At 53.9% G+C, this 21,003-nt stretch carries 16 protein-coding genes; 6 read left to right on the forward strand and 10 right to left on the reverse strand.

The window, feature by feature from the left end; genetic code table 11:
• Positions 1–89: 89 nt before the first annotated feature.
• Entirely contained in the window at positions 90–2,426 is a 2,337-nt protein-coding gene (gene arcB / locus QMZ30_RS07080; RefSeq protein WP_283226839.1) for an aerobic respiration two-component sensor histidine kinase ArcB, read from the reverse strand.
• A gap of 886 nt (positions 2,427–3,312) precedes the next feature.
• Here arcB and QMZ30_RS07085 point away from each other — a divergent pair.
• Positions 3,313–8,844 carry a glutamate synthase-related protein gene (locus QMZ30_RS07085; RefSeq protein ID WP_283226840.1) on the forward strand — a complete coding sequence of 1,844 codons (5,532 nt, stop codon included), beginning with the start codon at positions 3,313–3,315 and terminating at the stop codon, positions 8,842–8,844.
• A gap of 66 nt (positions 8,845–8,910) precedes the next feature.
• On the forward strand, positions 8,911–10,665 hold the full coding sequence (locus QMZ30_RS07090; protein ID WP_283226841.1) for a sulfite reductase subunit alpha: 1,755 nt from the start codon (positions 8,911–8,913) through the stop codon (positions 10,663–10,665).
• Between the two features lie 134 nt (positions 10,666–10,799).
• Here QMZ30_RS07090 and sspB read toward each other — a convergent pair whose 3' ends face one another.
• The 5 genes from sspB to zapE all read right to left on the reverse strand — a co-directional run bounded on the left by sspB (position 10,800) and on the right by zapE (position 14,458).
• Positions 10,800–11,285: a ClpXP protease specificity-enhancing factor gene (gene sspB / locus QMZ30_RS07095; RefSeq protein ID WP_039327451.1), complete on the reverse strand. Its 486-nt coding sequence runs from the start codon at positions 11,283–11,285 to the stop codon at positions 10,800–10,802.
• Positions 11,286–11,288: 3 nt separating this feature from the next.
• Positions 11,289–11,930, reverse strand: coding sequence for a stringent starvation protein SspA (gene sspA / locus QMZ30_RS07100; RefSeq protein WP_039327450.1), 642 nt, complete (start codon positions 11,928–11,930; stop codon positions 11,289–11,291).
• Positions 11,931–12,256: 326 nt separating this feature from the next.
• A complete protein-coding gene (gene rpsI, locus QMZ30_RS07105) occupies positions 12,257–12,649 on the reverse strand; it encodes a 30S ribosomal protein S9 (RefSeq protein WP_034826648.1) in 393 nt (130 codons plus the stop codon).
• 15 nt (positions 12,650–12,664) lie between these two features.
• Complete coding sequence (gene rplM / locus QMZ30_RS07110) at positions 12,665–13,093, reverse strand: 50S ribosomal protein L13 (protein ID WP_039327446.1); 429 nt, start codon at positions 13,091–13,093, stop codon at positions 12,665–12,667.
• A 237-nt stretch (positions 13,094–13,330) separates the two neighbouring features.
• Positions 13,331–14,458, reverse strand: a complete 1,128-nt coding sequence (zapE, locus tag QMZ30_RS07115; protein WP_058972406.1) for a cell division protein ZapE — start codon at positions 14,456–14,458, stop codon at positions 13,331–13,333.
• A 184-nt stretch (positions 14,459–14,642) separates the two neighbouring features.
• Between zapE and zapG the strand changes: the two genes are divergently transcribed.
• The 3 genes from zapG to degS all read left to right on the forward strand — a co-directional run bounded on the left by zapG (position 14,643) and on the right by degS (position 17,686).
• Positions 14,643–15,047, forward strand: coding sequence for a Z-ring associated protein ZapG (gene zapG, locus QMZ30_RS07120; protein ID WP_039327442.1), 405 nt, complete (start codon positions 14,643–14,645; stop codon positions 15,045–15,047).
• 102 nt (positions 15,048–15,149) lie between these two features.
• Positions 15,150–16,520, forward strand: coding sequence for a serine endoprotease DegQ (gene degQ / locus QMZ30_RS07125; protein ID WP_039327440.1), 1,371 nt, complete (start codon positions 15,150–15,152; stop codon positions 16,518–16,520).
• An 86-nt stretch (positions 16,521–16,606) separates the two neighbouring features.
• Positions 16,607–17,686, forward strand: a complete 1,080-nt coding sequence (gene degS, locus QMZ30_RS07130; RefSeq protein ID WP_039327438.1) for an outer membrane-stress sensor serine endopeptidase DegS — start codon at positions 16,607–16,609, stop codon at positions 17,684–17,686.
• A 23-nt stretch (positions 17,687–17,709) separates the two neighbouring features.
• On the opposite strand, the gene epmA is transcribed toward degS, so the two are convergent.
• From epmA to efp, 4 genes are all read right to left on the reverse strand, one after another.
• Entirely contained in the window at positions 17,710–18,687 is a 978-nt protein-coding gene (gene epmA / locus QMZ30_RS07135) for an elongation factor P--(R)-beta-lysine ligase (RefSeq protein ID WP_283226842.1), read from the reverse strand.
• Between the two features lie 157 nt (positions 18,688–18,844).
• Positions 18,845–18,979 (reverse strand): entericidin A/B family lipoprotein, encoded by a 135-nt coding sequence (locus QMZ30_RS07140; protein WP_058972404.1) that lies wholly within the window; start codon positions 18,977–18,979, stop codon positions 18,845–18,847.
• 105 nt (positions 18,980–19,084) lie between these two features.
• Entirely contained in the window at positions 19,085–19,219 is a 135-nt protein-coding gene (locus tag QMZ30_RS07145) for an entericidin A/B family lipoprotein (protein WP_039327661.1), read from the reverse strand.
• A gap of 56 nt (positions 19,220–19,275) precedes the next feature.
• Positions 19,276–19,842 (reverse strand): elongation factor P, encoded by a 567-nt coding sequence (efp, locus tag QMZ30_RS07150; RefSeq protein WP_039327432.1) that lies wholly within the window; start codon positions 19,840–19,842, stop codon positions 19,276–19,278.
• Between the two features lie 41 nt (positions 19,843–19,883).
• On the opposite strand from efp, the gene epmB reads away from it, so the two are divergent.
• Entirely contained in the window at positions 19,884–20,912 is a 1,029-nt protein-coding gene (gene epmB, locus QMZ30_RS07155) for an EF-P beta-lysylation protein EpmB (RefSeq protein WP_283226843.1), read from the forward strand.
• Positions 20,913–21,003: the final 91 nt, after the last annotated feature.

The following is a 21,003-nucleotide window of genomic DNA, read 5'->3' on the forward strand; positions in this document are numbered from 1 at the left end:
TCAAACGATAGCAGCAGTACCCATTTCCCTGGTGTTGGCGCAGTATTCGCGCACCCCAGTTTCGACTGGGGTCATTTTTTTCTGGCGTACTACGATTTTTCCCGCTCTGCTACCCATTCGCGTAACACGTTAACTTCATGTTGCCACTCATGTTTTAATTCGTCGATCCACTCCTGCACGTTATCCCACCAGGCTGGCAATTCCGGGGACTGAATCTGCTTCGCGAGCTTTTGCAAATGCAAAAGACCGACTGAACCTGCCGCACCTTTGATCTTATGCCCCTCTTCCGCAATCCCTTTCTGGTCACGCGCCATCATGTTGGAATCCAGCACTTCAAGATAGCCCGGCATCATTTGCTCAAACATCGTCAGGCTTTGCTTAATCAAACCCGGGCCGACCAGTTCAATGTATTGCTCCAACATCTCGACATCGAGTAGCGTGCGGGAATGCTCGGCTGATGAGCTCATAACAGCCTCTGACGCCTCTCCCTGGTAATCCCAGAACTTTTTGATTATCGCGGTCAGGGCTGGCACGGCCAGCGGCTTACTCAACACATCATCCATACCTGCATCGAGGTACTCTTTTTTATCTTTAAGGACATTGGCAGTGAGCGCCACTAACGGCGGTAGCGAGATGCCGGCGTGCTGCTGATGTATGGCACGCGACACATCCAGTCCGGTCATATCGGGCAACTGAATATCGAGCAACACCAGATCAAACTCCTGCGGATCGAACATCGCCAATGCTTCACTGCCAGTCATCGCCACTTCCACGCTGCATCCCAGTTTTTCCAATACCGAACGGGCGACAATCACGTTCAATTCGATATCTTCCACCAGCAGCACGTGCAGCGCCGGCAACGGCATGCTGTCGTCTACGTTCTCATCTTCCACTTCATCTGCCACGCGCGGTGCTTTGATATCGACCCTGAAGCATGAACCCTGCCCCGGCGCGCTGCGGACGTTGATATCGCCGCCCATGGCCTGTGCCAGCCGACGTGAAACGGCCAGGCCAATCCCGGTTCCCGTTGCGGGCTTACCGCCCTGCTGATCTTTCACCTGGTAATACATGGCGAAGATTTTATCCTGCTCGTCCTGCGGGATCCCCATGCCAGAATCCTGTACTTCGAAGTGCAGAGTTTCGTCCGGGTGATAAGCCACACGCACCACAATTTCACCCTGCTGGGTGAATTTCACCGCATTGCCAATCAGGTTCCACAAAATCTGACGCAGGCGCGTCCCATCCGCCGAAATTTTATGCGGCAGTGGGAGTTCCGGGGCCATGACAAACTTCAGCCCTTTCGGTTGCGCCAGCAGGCCAGAGAGGTTTTCAAGATCCGCCAGGAAGCCAGTGAAATCGAGCGGCTGGTTATCGAGTTGCACTTTGCGGCGCTCAATTTTGTCCACTTCAATCACATCATTGAAGATGTTGCCGAGGGTGATGGCGGAGACATGGATGGTTTTCAGGTACTTAAGCTGTTCCTGATTGAGATCGGTATCCAGCAGAATGCGGCTCAGCCCCACAATGCCATTCAGCGGCGTACGCAGCTCGTGGCTGATGGTGGATATAAATGTGGTTTTCTCACGGCTGGCGTTCTCCAGCGCGTCCTGATAGCGCTTACGTTCGGTAATATCGCGTCCGAAGCCCATCAAGCCACTGCGTTTCCCCACGCGGTCATAATAGGGCACTTTACGAATTTCAAAGCAGGCTTTGCGCCCGTCAGGATATTGCAGCCACTGTTCATAAGTCAGAGAGACGTTATGGCGGAACACCTTCTCATCGGTTTCCAGTACCTTGGTGGCGGCATCTTCGTCGTAGATATCGCGCGGTGTCAGCCCAATTAACTGCTTCTCGCTCATCCCCGTCAGCAGCTCCATCGCGCGGTTACAGCCAGAGAACTGTTTGTCGATGTTGCGATAGAACACCAAATCCGGTGAGGCATCGAGGAAAGAGCGTAAGAAGGATGATTGCTGCTCCAGCTCAATCTGCGCCTGTTCGCGACGTGCCATCTCTTCGCGCAGCTTATCCATCACCTGTTCGCGCGCCTGCTCGGCTTTGATACGGTCATTAATTTCCTGATTAAGCTGAGCAATGGTTTCTTTCATCTGCTGATTGAGTTCGAGGTCGCGCGTGCGCATCTCCTCCAGCTTGTCCACCAGCTTGGTGAGGCGCTGGCGTGACTCTTCCAGTTGATCGACCACCACCGAGAGGAAATAAACAGCCCAGGGGGTAATTAACAGACCGAAGAATATCGAACGTACCACGTCAATGCTTTCTACATGGCCACGCAGCACCATGGTGACCGCCATCTGCACCACCATGGCCAGCACCACCAGCGCCGAAGCCAGCAGCAGTGAGAAGCGCACCAGCCCCAGCTTGACCATCAAATCAACGTAGTACTGCGCTAAAAGACGAATCTGTTTCATGTCGAACTCCCTGAACGAAATCTGGCCCATAATAGCGTAATTATCGCCGCACTGCGCCGCTTCCCCTTACCTGACTACACAGACTTCGCCCCATTCTGGTGCATCGCAATGCCATTTCGCCGACGTTCGGGTCTTTATGCGCAAATCGCTTGACTAATTCTGCCAACTGAATAATCTGGAGGGCCGCACTTTTGCGGCCCTTTCATTACATCCCGTGCTATTCAGCATGTCAGCAGCCATTGCGCCTGGTGGTTGCGTTTCTTTATTGCATATCCATTCAACTTAAGTGCTGTTTTAATCACGTCACGCATGATTAATTTTACTAATGGCAGCCCGATTTTGATTCAAATATGACGCCATAAGAAAAACAGATACATGAAGTGTCCGAAACCGCACCAACAGAATTTTATGCTGACAGGTGCGGGTTATTCAGCATTGTTTGGATATCTGAGGCGTTCATCACAGTGAGACGGCTCACACTTCATAGGGGAATCAGAATCCTCAGATTGACATATATTTACGCAATAAATCCTTCATAATCATTAAGTTAAATCACAAAAAAGCCAATTAACCGCAATAAAGCTGGCTATTTGACCTGAGTTCGCTTTCCCGATAAGTTGGAATTCCGCTGGATGCTTTCCAGTCGGGACTGTGTCTCGGCATATCTATGCAGCAAGAAACTCCCTCTGGATGCAAGTTATCTCCTGTAAGAGACCGGAAGTAAGAGCAGCTCATCAAGGACGTGAAACTCTTCTCTTGAGAGCCTTTGCTCAGTATTGCGACGTCCGCGTTTAAGCGCGGCGAAAACGAATTGATACAGCACGCAGCGGTGCTCTGTGCTCGAAATAATGCAGGTAATGTCAAAAGCAGTTTAAGGAGACCCTCAATGTCCACTCAAAAACCTCATCCATATGGTTTGTATGATCCCTCAGCAGGCAGTGATAGCTGTGGTGTCGGGTTTATTACCCGTAAGGACGGCGAGCAGACCCATGAGATCCTGCAGATGGCGCATAGCGCACTGTGCACGGTGCCACACCGTGGCGGTATGTCTGCTGAAGGCGTGGGCGATGGCGCGGGTGTCAACGTCGATCTTTCTCTGAATTTCTTCCGTAAAGTGACGGGCCAGCCGCTGGAAGCCGGTCGCTTTGGTGTGGGTAACTTCTTCGTCCCTAAAGATGCCGAACTGCGTGCAAACGCCGAGCGTCTGGTTGAAGAAACTCTGGCCGCTCATAACTTTGCCGTGCTGGTGAAACGCGATATGCCGCTGGACGGCAGCGTGACGCGCCCTGCTGCGCTGCAATTCCAGTTACCGATTGTGCAGTGGGTCTTTGCCGCGCCACAAGAAGTGACTGAACAGATTGAATTTGAGCGCCATATCTATCGCGCGCTGCTGGATATTGAAGCGCGTGCCTTTACGGAAAGCGAATTCGGCGGACTCTATCCGCTGTCGCTCTCTTCGCGCACCCAGGTGTTTAAAGCACGCCTGAACTCCAACGAAGTGATTCCTTACTTCAAAGATTTGACCGATGCGGATCACCAGGTGCGCGGGCTGTTCTTCCATACCCGTTTCTCAACCAATACCGATCCGCACACCACGATGGCGCAGCCATTCCGTTTGATGGCGCACAACGGTGAGCTGAACACCGACCGTAAAAACCGCATCGCGGAAGCGGCGCTGATGTTAGCGCGCGGCAAAAAAATCGTGCGTCCAAAAGGCCAGTCTGACAGCTCACGCCTCGATCAGAGCATCCACAGCCGTTTGATGGAAGATAACCTCGACCTGATCAACGCGGTGGTCTCCATGATGCCGCCTGCGTGGGAAAACGACACCTCACTGTCAAATGAAGTACGCGCCATGTTGGAATACTTCTCTCTTTATGAAGAGAAGAACGATGGCCCAGCCGCCTTAATCTTCGGCAACGGTGAAGTGATCGGTGCGCGTCTTGACCGCCTGGGTCTGCGTCCGCTGCGTTCGGTAGAAACGGCAGAATATATCGGTGCGATGTCCGAAGCAGGCCAGATTGCTTTCCCACCAGAAAGCGTCCTGCGTCGCGGTCGTATCGAAGCGGGCGGCATGCTCTATTACGATCACAAAGAAAAACGCTCTTACACCACGGTGGAAGCACTGGAAAAACTGGCGGCAGAGAAAGATTACCCTTCACTGCTGAGCGCCGCGCGTGTTGACCTGCACGACCTGCCAGAAATTCAGGCAGAGAAGCTCGGTTCGCCGCTGCGTTATCGTGGTGACCTCAAAACCTATCAGCGTTTTGTGGCCTATTACTACAACCAGGAAAGCTTCAAATTCATGATGGACCCGATGCTGCAAACCGGCGCTGAGAAGATCTCGGCAATGGGTTACGGCAACGCCATTAATGGCCTGTCCGACCATGAAGGCGGCATGGCGCACTACTTCTCGCAACGCTTTGCTCAGGTTACCAACCCACCGCTAGACTCCATCCGTGAAGCGGACGGCATGACGCTGCGTGTCGCGCTGGGAGCAAAACCACATTTGGGCCGCAGTAAAGGCCAGCAGGTTATCGTGCAGACGCCGATCCTGACTCACCTCGACATGCTGCGCCTGCGTGAGCAAAACGTCGCGCCTTACGCGCGCTTTGAGATGCTCTATGAGCCAGTGATCGGCAAAGATATCGTTAGTCGCGCAGCCAACGCCAAAGCGCTGGAAAACGCCATTGATAATCTGGCACAGCAGGTAGTGGATTTCGCGCGCCAGCAAGGCGGCATCGCGGTCATCACTGACCGCCATATCTCTTCGACTCATGCGGCGATTCCGATGCTGCTGATGGTTTCTGCCATCAACCAGCGCCTGGTGCAGGAAGGTTTGCGCCTGGACGTTTCTCTGGTGGTCGAGAGTGGACAGAGCATCTCTTCACACCATATTGCTGCCACCTTGGGCTTCGGTGCATCAGCGGTCTATCCGCTGGGCGTGCAGATGCGTGCAGAAGAGAAGTTTGGTGAGGGCGAAGAAGGCAATAAAGCCTTTAAGCGCTATGCCAAAGCGGCTGAAAAAGCCTTGATGAAAACCATGGGTAAAGTGGGTCTCTGTACCGTGGAGAGCTATAGCTGTGGTGAGTTCTTTGAGCCGAACTTCCTCGATACCGAAGATCCGGTACTGAAGAAGTACTTCCCGAATATCAAAACGCCGGTGGGTGGCGCGGGCTTCCCGGCTATCGCCCAGATGGCGGTTGACTGGCATCAAAGCGCGCTGAAAATTCAGGGCGAGGCAGAAGTGCCGTTGCTGGGTCTGTTTAAAGAGCGCGCAGAGGGTGCGGGTCACTCCTACGGCACCATTGCCGTGCGTACCTTTATCGATATGACTGAACAGCCGATTCGCTTCGCGGACAAAGCGCGCGAGGAAGACAACTTTATCCGTCTGATGACGCTGGCCAAGCTGGACAACGCCTTCAACATCAAAGCGGACGCCTTTAAAGACAGCAGCTTCGAACGTATCCCGAACGAGGTGATTGATTCACTGGCGATCACGCCGGATTACCGTCAGTTCTCCAGCCTGATGCACGCAGAACGTAAGCGTCGTCCTGCGGCCCTGCGTGACATTCTCGCGCTGCCATGTGATTTGACTCACGTTGACAGTGAAGCCGAATTTGGTCGCAAGCTGGGGCGCTATTCGCTGGTCAACAACGGTTTTGCGACCCGCGGGCTGAAGTGCGAAGCCGTCAGCGGCAGCCTGAACCAGTTCGAACTGCGTTTGATTGATTCTATCGCTGGCCTGAAGTCAGAAAACGAGCGTCTGGAAGCACTGTCGCGCGCGCTGAAAACCCGTTTCAACGACGATATCGAAAGCAGCAACGTGGCAAACGGTGTACTGACAATTACCGCTTACGGTAAAGCGGCAGAGTATCTGTCCCTGATCTTTACCGCTCTGCCTTCGCTGCCGCTGGAAGAGATTCAGCCAGCACACGAAATTACCCGTACTTTCGCCTCTGGTGCGATGAGCCACGGTGCGCTGGTCGCTCCTGCGCATGAAGCCGTAGCACACGGCACCAACATGGTGGGCGGCATGAGTAACTGTGGTGAAGGTGGCGAGCACTATTCACGTCACGGCACCATCCGCGCCTCACGTATTAAACAGCTGGCGTCAGGTCGTTTTGGCGTCTGGGCTGCCTATCTGGCCGATCCGATGCTGGAAGAGCTGGAGATCAAAATTGGTCAGGGTGCGAAACCCGGTGAAGGCGGTCAGCTGCCGGCACCGAAAGTGACGGTAGAAATCGCCGCAGCACGTGGCGGTACGCCAGGTGTTGAGTTGGTTTCCCCGCCGCCGCATCACGACACCTACTCGATCGAGGATTTGGCTCAGCTGATCCACGACTGTAAAGCGGCACGTGTACGCGTTATCGTCAAACTGGTGTCTTCTGAGGGCATCGGCACCATCGCTGTTGGCGTGGCCAAAGCCGGCGCCGACGTGATTAACGTGGCTGGTAACACCGGCGGTACCGGTGCGGCTTCGGTCACCAGCCTGAAGTACACCGGACGCGTTGCCGAAATCGGTATCGCCGAAGTGCACCAGGCGCTGTGTGCGAATGGCCTGCGTGACAAAGTGCAGTTGCGTTGCTCCGGTGCACAACAGACCGGTAGCGATGTGATCAAATCCGCCCTGCTCGGCGGCGACAGCTTCGAGTTTGGTACCACCGCGCTGATGATGCTGAAATGCGTGATGGCGAAAAACTGTAACGTTAAATGCCCGGCCGGTTTAACCACCAACGCCGAAGCCTTTGATGGTGATCCGCGTCAGCTGGCGCAATACTTCGTCAACGTCGCACAAGAAGTCCGTGAGTTCCTGGCACGCCTCGGCTTGCGTTCACTGCGTGAAGCGCGTGGACGCTCTGATCTGCTGCACCTGATGGATCACCCGCTGGAAGTGGGCAAACTGGACCTGCGTGCCATGTTGACCGTGGTACCAGAGCAGAAAATCGCTAAGCCAGTTTATCTGGAAAAAGATTTTGAACTGGACAATGGCTGGGTCGAAGAGCTGAAAACCCAGCTTATCGGCCAGGCGAGCCGCGATATCGCGCTCGGCGCCGGCATCACCCTGAACAACCGTAATAAGAGCGTGGGCGGCCAGCTGGCCATCGACATCGAGCGTATGCTCAACCACGAATTATCAGCTGAACAACGTGCTGCTCTGCCAGCAGTGTTCAAAGACGATCGTGGTCGTCACTACCTGGCACCGCGCACCGTGAACATCCACACCAGTGGCTCTGCGGGCCAGTCATTTGGTGCCTTCTGCAACGATGGTATGCAGATGAAGCATTACGGCACCTGTAACGATGGCGTAGGCAAAGGCCAGTGTGGTGGCGAGTTGGTGGTGATGTCTCCAGGCGGCGGCGCACAAGACAGCGATGGCAACGTGCTGATCGGTAACTTCGCGCTGTTCGGCGCAACCGGTGGTCGTCTGTTCGTACAAGGCCAGGCGGGCGACCGTTTCGCCGTGCGTAACTCTGGCGCAACGGCGGTTGTTGAAGGCGTGGGTGATTTCTGCTGCGAATACATGACCAACGGCGCGATTCTGAACCTGGGCACCTTCGGTAAAGGTTTCGGTAACGGCATGAGCGGCGGTTTCGCTTACCAGTATGACCCGTATGGTGCACTGGCAGGCCACGCAGCGGGAGATTCCGTGCTGTTCGGTTCTATCGCCGACGAAGATGAAATGGCGCAGGTGCACAAGCAAGCGGTGCTGACCATGCTGAACTGGCATCTGGAAGCCACTCAGTCTCCTCGTGCAGCCTGGCTGTTGGATAACTGGGAAACCGAGTGCCATCACTTTGTCTACGTGATGCCACGTTCACTGCTTCTGTATCAAGATGGTGGCGAGATCCTGAAGGCGAAGTCACGTAAGGATCTGCTCGAAGAGCTGTCAACGTCACTGGCTGCGCATCAGGTTGCGAAATTTAAGGCGGCCTGGCGTACCGGCAAAACCATCGCTGATGGTGCAGTACCGGCTTACGGTGCCACAGATACGCTGGAGATGTTCGTCCTGCTGAACAACTACACCGTGCTGAGCTTCGCACAGCAACTGGCGCTGGGCAAACTGCCGAAAGGCACCTCAGTGGAAGATCCTGCGGTGGAAAAAGCCGTGCGCAATTTGCTGATGACCGAAGATTTTGCCCTGATCAGCAAGCTGCAACGTCATGCGCGTTCAGCGATTGAGAGCTACAGCGATGATGAACTGGCTAGCCTGATCGCGGCAAAACGTATGTCGGATTACAAAGCGGCTCTGACGCAACGTAACATTCGCTCGATGGACAGCCTGGCAACCTATGGCTGGATCATTTATCAGGATGCCCGTAACCGCGAGGTGCTTGGCCATCTGCCTGATTTCGAAGAGCTGTTTGCACGCGCTGCGCTGCCTGAAATCGCCGCTGCTGTCGGGAAACTTTCCTGATAGCAGCACCAATGAATGTGTGTATATTGACTGAACATCACGAGACGGGTTTGAGTACAGATATCCATGAAGATTCCTTACATTCCTGAAGATGCGCCCTTTAACGGCGAACAGAAATACTGGCTGGCGGGTTTTCTCGCCGGTCTCCACTCACGCCTGTTGGTATTAGAAGATAAGCAGACTGCCCCTGCGGCCGGTGGCGCCACCAATACGCAGTTGCACATTCTGTTCGGTTCGCAAACCGGCAACGCAGAAGCGCTGGCGCAGACCGCTGCTAAAGCCGCCCGTGCCAAAGGTTTGGTTCCTGTGGTTCAGGCCTTGGGCGAAGTCGATTTGGATGTGTTTGCGACCATGCGCCATGTGCTGATCGTGACCTCAACCTACGGCGAAGGCGAAATGCCGGACAATGCGCAGCTGTTCTGGCAGGCGCTTTCTGCCAGCACCGCACCCCGTTTGGAGCAGATGCACTTTGCCATCCTGGCAATTGGCGATACCGGCTATGACGGCTTCTGCCAGGCAGGTAAGTTCTTCGACATGCGTCTGGAACAGTTGGGCGCGAAACGCGTCTTTGACCGCATCGATTGCGATATCGACTACGAAGAGCCATCCAGTGCATGGATTGGCGATGCGATGCCACAATTTGCGGCCAGCGCAGGCAGCAGCGGCACGGTGTTAGAAAGCGCGCCTGAAGCCCCTGTGATTCCAGGTAGTAACAAACAGAACCCTTATGCCGCCGCACTGGCGACCAATAAGCGTCTGTCTGGCGAGTCTTCAGCAAAAGATATTCGTCACTTCGAATTCGACCTGACCGACAGTGGCCTGAAGTACGAAGCCGGTGATGCGCTGGGCGTGATCCCCGTCAACGACGCTGAGCTGGTGACTCTGCTGCTGAGTGAGCTGAAAGCCGATTACGAAACGCCGGTACCGGGCTTTGACCGCAACCTCGGCGATCTGCTGACCTATCAGTTCGAGATCTCTGAGCCGTCACGCAAGCTGATCGAGTGGGTTGGACAGCACACCGCGAATCAGGAACTGCTGCACGTATTGCAGCATGACGATAAAGATACCCTGGCGAACTGGCTGTGGGGCAAAGATACCCTGGATCTGCTGCAGCTGGAGCTGAAGCGTAATCTGTCCGTGCCGGAATTCGTTGCGATGCTGCGTCCGCTGCAACACCGCGCGTACTCTATCTCTTCCAGCTCGAAGACACATCCAAATCAGGTGCATCTGACCATTGCTTCTGTGCGCTATCACAGCGGCGGCCGTGAGCGTAAGGGTGTGTGCTCCACTTACCTGGCTGAGCGTGTGCGTCGTGGCGAGAAGCCAGCGATCTTCATTTCGCCGAACAAAGCGTTCCGCGTCCCGGCGAATGGCAATGCGCCACTGATCATGGTTGGCCCAGGTACCGGTATCGCACCGTTCCGCGCCTTCCTGCAAGAGCGTCAGTCAACCGGTGCAGACGGTAAAAACTGGTTGTTCTTTGGCGACCAGCATCAGGAACACGATTACATCTACGAAGATGAATTGAGTGGCTGGCAGCAGAGTGGCCTGTTGACGCACCTCGACCTGGCGTTCTCACGCGATCAGGAAGAGAAGATTTACGTGCAGAACCGCATGCTGGAAAAAGGCGCCGAGCTGTATGCCTGGCTGCAAGAAGGGGCTTACTTCTATGTGTGTGGCGATGCCTCACGCATGGCGAAAGATGTCGACGCTGCGCTGTATGAAGTGGTACGCCAGTTTGGTGGCCTCTCCAGTGAACGTGCTGCGGCTTACATCGACCAGCTGAAGAAAGATAAGCGTTATCTGCGCGACGTCTACTAAGACACGCAGTAGCGATTTGTAGGGTGCGGCCTTCAGGCCGCACGATGTGCGCAACGGTTGTGCCAGAACGCGCCCACACAAATGTGCAGATATAAAAAAACGGGCCAACTTGCCCGTTTTTTAATGCATGCGATTTACTTCACCACGCGTAATGAAGGACGTCCACCACGCGGTGGCGGCTCATCATCCGGCGAGTGATCATCATCAGCCGCATCGTCTGGACGATCGCCATCAATCACAGACATCATCGTCTCTTCCTGGCCGCCCTCTTGCTCGTCCGTTGCCAGCTCGTAAGCCGGTTCAGGTTCGAACATGGTGCCTGCACCATTCTCACGCGCATAAATGGCGAGAACGGCTGCCATCGGGACAGAAACCTGGCGTGGAACGCCGCCGAAGCGCGCATTGAAACGCACTTCATCATTAGCGAGGTCCAGATTACCCACCGCGCGTGGCGCGATGTTCAGAACGATCTGACCATCCCGCGCATACTCCAGCGGCACCTGCACACCAGGCAGATTGATGTCGACCACCAGATGCGGCGTCAGCTGGTTGTCGAGCAACCAGTCATAAAACGCTCGCAGCAGATAGGGACGACGAGCCGTTAGTTGCGACATTTCCATACATTAGCCCCGGGCTTGCAGGCGCATTTCACGTTCCGCTTCCGTTAATGAAGCGAGGAAAGAGTCACGTTCAAATACGCGCGTCATGTAGCCTTTCAGCTCCTTAGAACCCGCGCCAAGCAGATCTACGCCCATCTGCGGCAAACGCCACAGCAGCGGTGCCAGGTAGCAATCCACCAGGCTGAACTCTTCGCTCATGAAGAATGGCGTACGAGAGAACAGTGGTGCAATCGCCAGTAACTCTTCACGCAGTTGCTTACGTGCAGCGTCTGCTTCTGCATTGTTACCGGTTTCGATGGTACGCATCAGGGTATACCAGTCCTGCTCGATGCGATGCATCATCAGGCGGCTTTCGCCACGTGCAACCGGATAGACCGGCATCAGCGGTGGATGCGGGAAACGCTCATCAAGGTATTCCATGATGATGCGTGATTCATACAGCGTCAGTTCACGGTCGACCAGCGTAGGTACGGTGCGATACGGGTTGAGGTCAATCAGATCCTGTGGCAGGTTATCCGTTTCAACCTGCTCGATCTCCACGCTGACGCCCTTTTCGGCCAGTACGATACGTACTTGATGGCTAAAAATGTCAGTCGGACCCGAAAACAGCGTCATTACCGAACGTTTGTTGGCAGCGACAGCCATGAAAACCTCCAAGTTTGTTCACAAAAAGTTACTGCGAATAGCCAACCACACGGCGACTCACCGATTCATCAGATCGCACACAGCCAGCGTTCATCACATTATTCTGCCATCCCGACAGGAATAACACGCATAACGCTCCAGCTTGCGGGCGCAAAGTGTCAGTGAGTTTACCAGATTTTAAGCAGCTTGTGGGGCAGGGATAATGATTTGCGGGCAAAATGCGGGTAAAGCTCGCGTTTTTAGCGTGAGAAAGCGTGAATGAAGGCAATAAAAAACCCGCCGAAGCGGGTTTTTTGAGCAAATCGTGTCTGCCGAAGCAGCAACAATTAACGCTTAGAGAACTGCGGACGACGACGTGCTTTACGCAGGCCGACTTTCTTACGTTCAACTTCACGTGCGTCACGGGTAACGAAGCCCGCTTTACGCAGTTCAGGACGCAGAGACTCGTCGTATTCCATCAGAGCGCGTGTGATACCGTGACGGATCGCACCAGCCTGACCAGAAATACCACCACCTTTAACAGTGATGTACAGGTCAAATTTACCAACCATATCAACCAGCTCCAGCGGCTGACGCACGACCATGCGTGCAGTCTCACGACCGAAGTATTGCTCCAGTGAGCGCTGGTTAATGACGATGTTACCGCTACCCGGCTTGATGAATACGCGAGCAGCAGAGCTTTTGCGGCGACCAGTGCCGTAGTTTTGAGTTTCAGCCATTGCCTATAATCCCGATTAAATGTCAAGAACTTGCGGTTGCTGCGCCGCGTGGTTGTGCTCGTTACCTGCGTAAACTTTCAGTTTACGGTACATAGCACGACCCAGTGGGCCTTTCGGCAGCATGCCTTTAACCGCGATTTCAATCACACGCTCAGGACGGCGCTCGATCATCTCTGCAAAGGTCGCTTGCTTGATACCACCGATGTGGCCAGTGTGGTGATAGTAAATCTTGTCAGTACGCTTGTTGCCGGTTACAGCAACTTTGTCAGCGTTCAGAACGATGATGTAATCACCGGTATCAACGTGCGGAGTGTATTCCGCTTTATGCTTACCACGCAGACGGCGCGCCAGTTCAGTCGCCAGGCGACCCAAGGTTTTGCCCGTTGCGTCAACAACATACCAGTCACGCTGTACGGTTTCTGGTTTAGCTGTAAAAGTTTTCATTGAAAAGCTTACCCAAATAAAAAGTTACACGTTGGTGAAATCCCAAACGCTAAGTAAACGAATGAGGCTCACACGACCATTTTGCCCAGCAAGCCACCCCTTCAAGTGAGTTACCGGATCACATCGGATTCTGGGAAAGAAAATCGATGCTGTAACGTGGGGTCGCAAGATTATAGAGAAGTCGAACTCAAAGATCGAACCTTTTTGCATCTAAATCCTGCGATTTCTGCCCCGCTATCAAGGCAGATGCGGCAGACGCAAATACTCTTCGCTCTGCATCTCCTGCAAACGCGATAAGCAGCGTTGATACTCAAACTTTAAGCGTGTGCCCTGATAAATTTCGAACAGTGACGTTTCCGCTGCCACAACCAATTTGACGTGGCGTTCATAGAATTCATCGACCAGCGCCAGGAAGCGCCGGGCCTGATCTTCCGTCTTGTAAATCATCACCGGCACATCATACAGCAATACGCTGTGGAAGCGGCGCGATAGCTCAATATAGTCGTGCTGGCTTCGCCCCTCTCCGCATAATGCGAGGAAATCAATCGCCAGCACGCCTTCATTAACACCCAGCGTTGGCATCTGGCGATGGTTAATCTCCAGAACGGGTGCATCCTCACGCGCTTTTCCTGACAGCGCGCGGAACATACGCTCCATTTCTGCGTGCGTGGCCTCGTTGAGCGGGAAATTCCACAGATGTGCCGAGGTCAGGGTACGCAGGCGATAATCGATGCCGGCATCGACATTCATCACGTCACAATGGCGCTTAATCTGCTCAATCGCGGGCAGGAAGCGAGGACGTTGCAAGCCATTGCGGTACAGGTCATCCGGTGGAATGTTTGAGGTAGCCACCAGCGAGATACCCCGCGCAAACAGCGCCTCCATCAGCGTTCCCAATAACATCGCATCGGTAATGTCGGACACAAAAAATTCGTCGAAACAGAGAATATCGGTTTCAGCTTTAAAACGGTCAGCCACAATCAACAGCGGATCGCTGTGCCCTTGCAGCTGCGTTAACTCTTCATGGACGCGCAGCATAAAACGGTGAAAATGCAGACGCATCTTGCGTTCGCCAGGAATAGACTGAAAAAATAAATCCATCACCCAGGTTTTACCCCGCCCAACGCCGCCCCACATGTAAAGACCACGCACCGGCGTTTCGTTACTGCTTTTCTCTTTGGTCATCAGCTTAGATAAACGGCCAAACAGCCCTTTCGCTGCCGGCTCTGGCGCGGGTTTACGCGCGATCAATCCTTGCTGAATAGCATCTAAGCGGGTTATCGCTTCGCGTTGTACGTCGTCCGGGCGAAACTCGCCCTGTGACAGCGCCTGCTCATAACGGGCAAGCGGAGATAAGGTTTGCATGGTTCTCTCAGAATCCCTGAAAAAGTCCGATTCACGGGTCGGTTGGCGAAAATTAGGCCGCACTACACTAAGCGATGCAGCCCGAGAGTTCCACTTCCAATAGATTATTGGGTATAGTGGCTGCTAATGAAGTTGAAACAGAAGCAATGCCCTACGAAGCAACGGAAATTACACGGGAGTCATTATGACCTGGGAATACGGGCTGATTGGTTTAGTGATTGGCATTATTGTCGGCGCGGTAGTGATGCGTTTTGGCAACAAAAAGCTGCGTGAGCAGCGTAGCATGCAGTATGAACTGGAAAAATCGAAGGCGGAGCTGGCAGATTATCGCGAAGAGCTCACCAACCACTTTGCTCGCAGCGCAGAGCTGCTGGACAACATGGCACATGATTATCGCCAGCTGTACCAGCATATGGCAAAAGGCTCTAACGACCTGCTGCCAAATCTGCCGGGCGAAAAGAATCCGTTTGCTTACCAACTGACGGAAGCCGAAGCGGATAACGATCAGGCACCGGTGCAAATCCCGCGTGATTATTCAGACGGCGCATCCGGTCTACTGCGCGGTAGCGATCGCACCCCACGCAAATAATCCTTTTGGGGCACAGCTTAGCTGTGCCCTTTTTGTTTCCGAACACTTGCCCCAAACTACGGTCACACTTTTTATCCTCTTTTCGCAGTGAGAGCGTTTGCAATGAAAAAACAAGCACGACTGTTAAGCGCATTAGCCTTGAGCATTGGTATGAGTCTGGCCGCAACGCCCGGCGCAATGGCCACGCTGCCCGCACAGGTTCAGGGACAAGCACTGCCGAGTCTGGCTCCGATGCTGGAAAAAGTTCTGCCGGCGGTGGTCAGTGTGCATGTAGAAGGCACCGACAGCGGCCAGCAAGCACAGGATATTCCTGAACCTCTGAAACGCTTCTTTGGTCAGGCGCCGGGACAATCCCAACCGCAGCCGTTTGAAGGATTAGGTTCAGGCGTGATCATTGATGCCGCTAAAGGTTATGTCCTCACCAACAATCACGTAGTCAACGGTGCGGATAAAATCAGTGTGCAACTGAGCGATGGCAACGAGTATGACGCCAAACTGATTGGTCACGATGAGCAGACCGATATCGCCCTGATTCAGATTGAAGGGGCTAAGAATCTGACACAGGTAAAAATCGCCGATTCCGATTCCCTGAAAGTCGGTGATTTTGCCGTGGCGATTGGTAACCCGTTTGGTCTGGGACAGACAGCCACGTCCGGCATTATTTCCGCGCTGGGCCGCAGTGGTTTGAACCTCGAAGGGCTGGAAAACTTCATCCAGACCGATGCCGCCATCAATCGGGGTAACTCCGGAGGTGCGCTGGTGAACCTGAATGGCGAGTTGATTGGTATTAACACCGCGATTCTGGCCTCCAGCGGCGGCAACATTGGTATCGGTTTTGCCATTCCGAGCAATATGGCAATGAATCTTGCACAGCAGTTGATTCAGTCAGGTGAAGTGAAACGCGGGCAACTCGGTATCAAAGGCACGGAAATGACGGCGGATATCGCCAAAGCCTTTAATGTCGATGCGCAGCGTGGTGCTTTTGTTTCCGAAGTGCTGCCCAACTCCGCCGCGCAAAAAGCCGGTATCAAGGCGGGTGATATCATCACCTCGATTAACGACAAAGCGATCACCAGCTTTGCCGAACTGCGTGTCAAAGTGGGCACCACACCGCCAGGTCAGCAGGTGAAGATTGGTCTGTTGCGCCAGGGCAAACCAGTTACCGTGACCGTGACGCTGGAGCAGAGCGCGCAAACCACCGCCAGCGCCCAGCTCATGTCGCCAGCATTACAAGGTGCTACCTTGAGTGATGGAACGGCAAAAAGCGGCGATAAAGGCGTGAAAGTCGATGCCATCGAAAAAGGCACTCCGGCTGAGCAGGCTGGCTTGCAAAAAGATGATGTGATTGTCGGGGTAAACCGCGATCGCGTGACGTCGCTGGCCGAAATGCGCAAAGCGCTGGAAGGTAAACCGCCGGTGCTGGCACTGAATGTGGTGCGCGGTGACGAAAGCATTTACTTACTTATGCGTTAAACCTCGCAAACGGCGGACAAGCAGGTGTTTGTCCGCCTTTCTCATGCTATTCTGCCCTGCGATCAAACCTTTCCTGAAATAACACCATGATTCTTAAACTTTTGCGTTCTGTGGTGATGGGCCTGATCGTAGCGGGCTTACTGCTTGTTGCGATTCCTGCGCTGCGTATGGGCAGCAACGTCACCTTTGATCATGATAACAGCGATGATGAATCCCCCGTGAGCTTCAATCAAGGGGTGCGTCGTGCTGTGCCTGCGGTCGTCAACGTGTATAACCGCAGTGCTCACGGCAACAACAATCGTGGCATTACCACGCTGGGTTCCGGCGTGATCATGAACGTGAAAGGCTACATCCTGACCAATAAGCATGTGATTAATAACGCCGATCAGATTATCGTCGCGCTGCAGGATGGTCGTTTCTTTGAAGCCACTTTGGTCGGCTCAGATGCCATGACCGATCTCGCCGTGCTAAAAATCAGCGCCACAAATCTGCCGACCATTCCCATCAATGCCAAACGTATCGCACACATTGGTGATGTCGTAATGGCCATCGGCAACCCTTACAACCTCGGTCAGACGGTCACCCAAGGCATCATCAGTGCCACCGGGCGCGTGGGTTTGAGTTCTTCAGGCCGTCAAAACTTCCTGCAGACCGATGCGTCCATCAATCAGGGGAATTCCGGCGGTGCGTTGATCAACTCGTTGGGTGAGTTGATGGGCATCAACACGCTCACCTTTGATAAAAGTAATGACGGTGAAACGCCGGAAGGCATTGGTTTTGCTATTCCTACCGCATTAGCAACCAAAATTATGGATAAGCTGATTCGCGACGGCCGCGTGATTCGCGGCTATATCGGGATAACCGGACGTGAACTTCCCCCGCTGCACGGCCAGGGCAGCAGCCTCGATCGCGCGCAAGGCATTATCGTCAGTGAAGTGACACCAGGAGGGCCAGCCGATCGTGCGGGCATTCAGGCTAATGATGTGCTGTTGCAGGTGAACGGCAAACCGGCCTTGTCGGCGCAGGAAACCATGGACCAGGTGGCAGAGATTCGCCCCGGGTCGGTGATTCAGGTGCAGGTGTTACGCAACGAACAGAAGATGATGTTGCCCGTGACCATTCAGGAATTCCCGGAAGCACCGGCAACCACCACGCCACAACAATAAGGGCGCTGATGCGTCCTTCAGATTTAACTGCGATCGACCGGGAAGGCGATCACGTCGCTCAGCGCATTCGCTTTCAACGCCAGCATAATCAAACGATCGACACCCAGCGCCACGCCTGAGCACGCAGGCATGCCGTGCGACAGCGCATCCAGTAGGTAAGTATCAATTGGATGCTGCGGCAAACCCCGCGCGGCACGGCGGCGGTTATCTTGCTCAAAACGCTGACGCTGTTCACGGCTATCGGTTAACTCACGGAATCCGTTCGCCAACTCCACACCTTTGTAATAGACCTCGAAGCGCTCTGCGACGCGATGATCTTCGGTGCTAATTTCAGCCAGCGCCGCCTGGCTTGCCGGGAAGTGATACACGAAGCATGGCTTGTCATTGCCAATCTTCGGTTCAACCCCCAGCATAAACAGCAGCTGCAGCAGCGTATCGCGGTCATCTTCGCGGTTAGCCAATTCACCTTCGCCCAGTTTGGTTGCCGCTTCACGCAGCTGCGCCTTATCTGCCGATAACGGGTCGAGCTCCAGGTGACGGATAAACGCTTGCTGATATGACAGTGACTCGGCGCTATCGCACTCCAGCACTTGCTGCATTAAATCGTCCACTTCATTCATCAGACGATACATGTCGTAGTGTGGGCGATACCACTCCAGCATGGTGAATTCTGGATTGTGATGGCGTCCTGCCTCCTCATTACGGAAGCAACGTCCCATCTGGTAGATCGGGCCACTGCCCGCCGCCAGCAGACGCTTCATGTGATATTCCGGACTGGTCATCAGCCAGAGATCGCGCCCTTCTGCTGCGCCAGGCCCAACAAAACGCGTCTGGAAGGGTACCAGATGGATATCGGTAATAGTCGCCTGGCTCATCGCCGGGGTATCAACCTCCAGCACGCCGCGATCGGCAAAGAAACGACGAATCTCCGCCAAAATGGCGGCGCGTTTCAACAAATTGGCAATGGGTGCGCTCGGCTGCCAGCTTGCCGTTTCGCTCATGTTGATGACTCCGTATACAGATAAGGGGGAGAAGTCTACCCGTATTGATTAAGGCAAACAACGGCGTAACGGGGTGACGGGCGTTAACAGTGCTTTTTCAGATAAGGAAGCGTAAGAGAAAAAGCCGGTACGAAATCAGGTTTCGCACCGGTCTTCATCACTGCGTGCTGCGTTGAATGGCTTTGCCACCTGCTTCGACATCTTCCCCTACACCACGTGTGGTGTTGCAGGCAGAAAGCAGAGTGGAAAGCACCAAGACTGAGAAAATCGCGACAATACTTTTCTTTAACATAGCCATATCCTTGTTGGTTGCAGTAAAAAGTACAGCCCTTCAAGCATAGACCTGATAAGACACTCCGGCGGCTAAGCCACGGAGAAAAGGTGATGTCGTCGCAATTTATTTGTCAGCTGCGTGTGAGATCGCGCCACCCAAATGGGAGACATCTTCACCAAAGCCGTGGAAAGTGTTGCAGGCACTCAAAGCGGAGGAGACCAGCAACGCAAAAACAGCCAACTTCGCTATCTTTTTCATTTTTCTGAACTCATAGAATGAAAAAAGGCGCATCAATGATGCGCCTGATTTGACGATTATTTTACGCGAGAAACGTATTCGCCAGAACGGGTATCCACTTTAACGACTTCGCCAATCTGCACGAACAGTGGAACTTTGATCACTGCGCCAGTCGACAGAGTAGCGGGTTTGCCGCCGGTACCTGCGGTGTCACCTTTCAGGCCAGGGTCAGTTTCAGTCACTTCAGCTTCGATGAAGTTCGGTGGCTGAACCGCGATCGCTTTATCGTTCCACAGGGTAACGATACAATCAGCGTTGTCCTGCAACCATTTGGTCACGTCATCCAGCACTTTAGCTTCGATCTGATACTGCTCGAAAGACTCTGGGTGCATGAAGTAGTAGAAGTCGCCGTCATTGTAAGAGTACTGCAGCGTCATATCACGAACGTCTGCGCCTTCGGCAGAGTCAGTAGATTTGAAGGTCTTCTCAACGCGAGAACCGGTCAGCAGACGACGCATTTTCACGCGTGCAAATGCCTGGCCTTTACCCGGCTTGACGAACTCACTGGCTTCGATGGCATATGGCTCGCCTTCGAACATGATTTTAAGACCGGGACGGAAATCGTTGCTAAGATAAGTCGCCATAAAGGCCCTCTGTAAATATTGAACTGGTAATAGCCAAAAAAATGGCACACATTGTAACCCTAAATCCCCCCATCAGAGAAGATTGGTTGCAGCAACTTGCTGATGTTGTCACCGATCCTGCTGAATTACTGCAACTTTTAGCTCTCGATCAACATCCAGATCTGGCCGCAGGCCACGATGCGCGCAAGCTTTTTGCCCTGCGCGTGCCTCGCGCCTTCATTCAGCGTATGGCTATCGGTGATCCGCAAGACCCTCTGTTGCTGCAAGTTTTGACCAGCCGTCAGGAATTTGTTGATGCGCCAGGTTACAGCACCGACCCGCTGGATGAACAGAGCAGCGTGGTGCCGGGTTTACTGCATAAGTATAGAAACCGTGCGCTGCTGCTGGTGAAAGGCGGTTGTGCCGTCAACTGCCGCTACTGTTTCCGCCGCCATTTCCCCTATCAGGATAACCAAGGCAATAAGCGCAACTGGCAGGCTGCGATTGATTACATCGCTGAGCACCCAGAACTGGATGAGATTATCTTCTCCGGTGGCGATCCGCTGATGGCGAAAGATCATGAGCTGGCGTGGCTGGTTGGCGCGTTGGAAAAAATTCCGCATCTGAAACGTTTGCGTATCCACAGCCGCTTGCCGGTGGTGATCCCTGCTCGCATCACCGAGGGATTATGTCAGATTCTGGCTGAGACGCGCCTGCAAGTGTTAATGGTCAGTCATATCAACCATGCGCAGGAGATTGACGACGAACTGCGCTATGGCATGCAGATGTTGAAGCGTGCAGGCGTGACGTTGCTTAATCAGAGTGTGCTGCTGCGTGGCATCAACGATGATGCGCAAGCGCTGGCAAACCTGAGCAATGCGTTGTTTGATGCCGGCATTCTGCCCTACTACCTGCACGTGCTGGATAAAGTACAGGGTGCCGCCCATTTCTTTGTTTCCGACGATGAAGCCCGTGCGCTGGTGCGCCAGTTGCTGGCGATGGTGTCAGGCTACATGGTGCCGAAGCTGGCGCGTGAGATTGGTGGAGAGCCCAGCAAAACACCGCTGGACTTACAGCTCCGTCAGGAATAAAAAAAGCCGCATCAGCGCTGAGGGATCCCCACTAAATCAGCGCTAATAAACCAACACCATATTTTGGTAGGTTTTGGCGAGGTGGTTAAGA

It is taken from the genome of Pantoea sp. EA-12, assembly GCF_030053355.1.
In the GTDB taxonomy this organism is placed as follows: domain Bacteria; phylum Pseudomonadota; class Gammaproteobacteria; order Enterobacterales; family Enterobacteriaceae; genus Pantoea; species Pantoea vagans_C.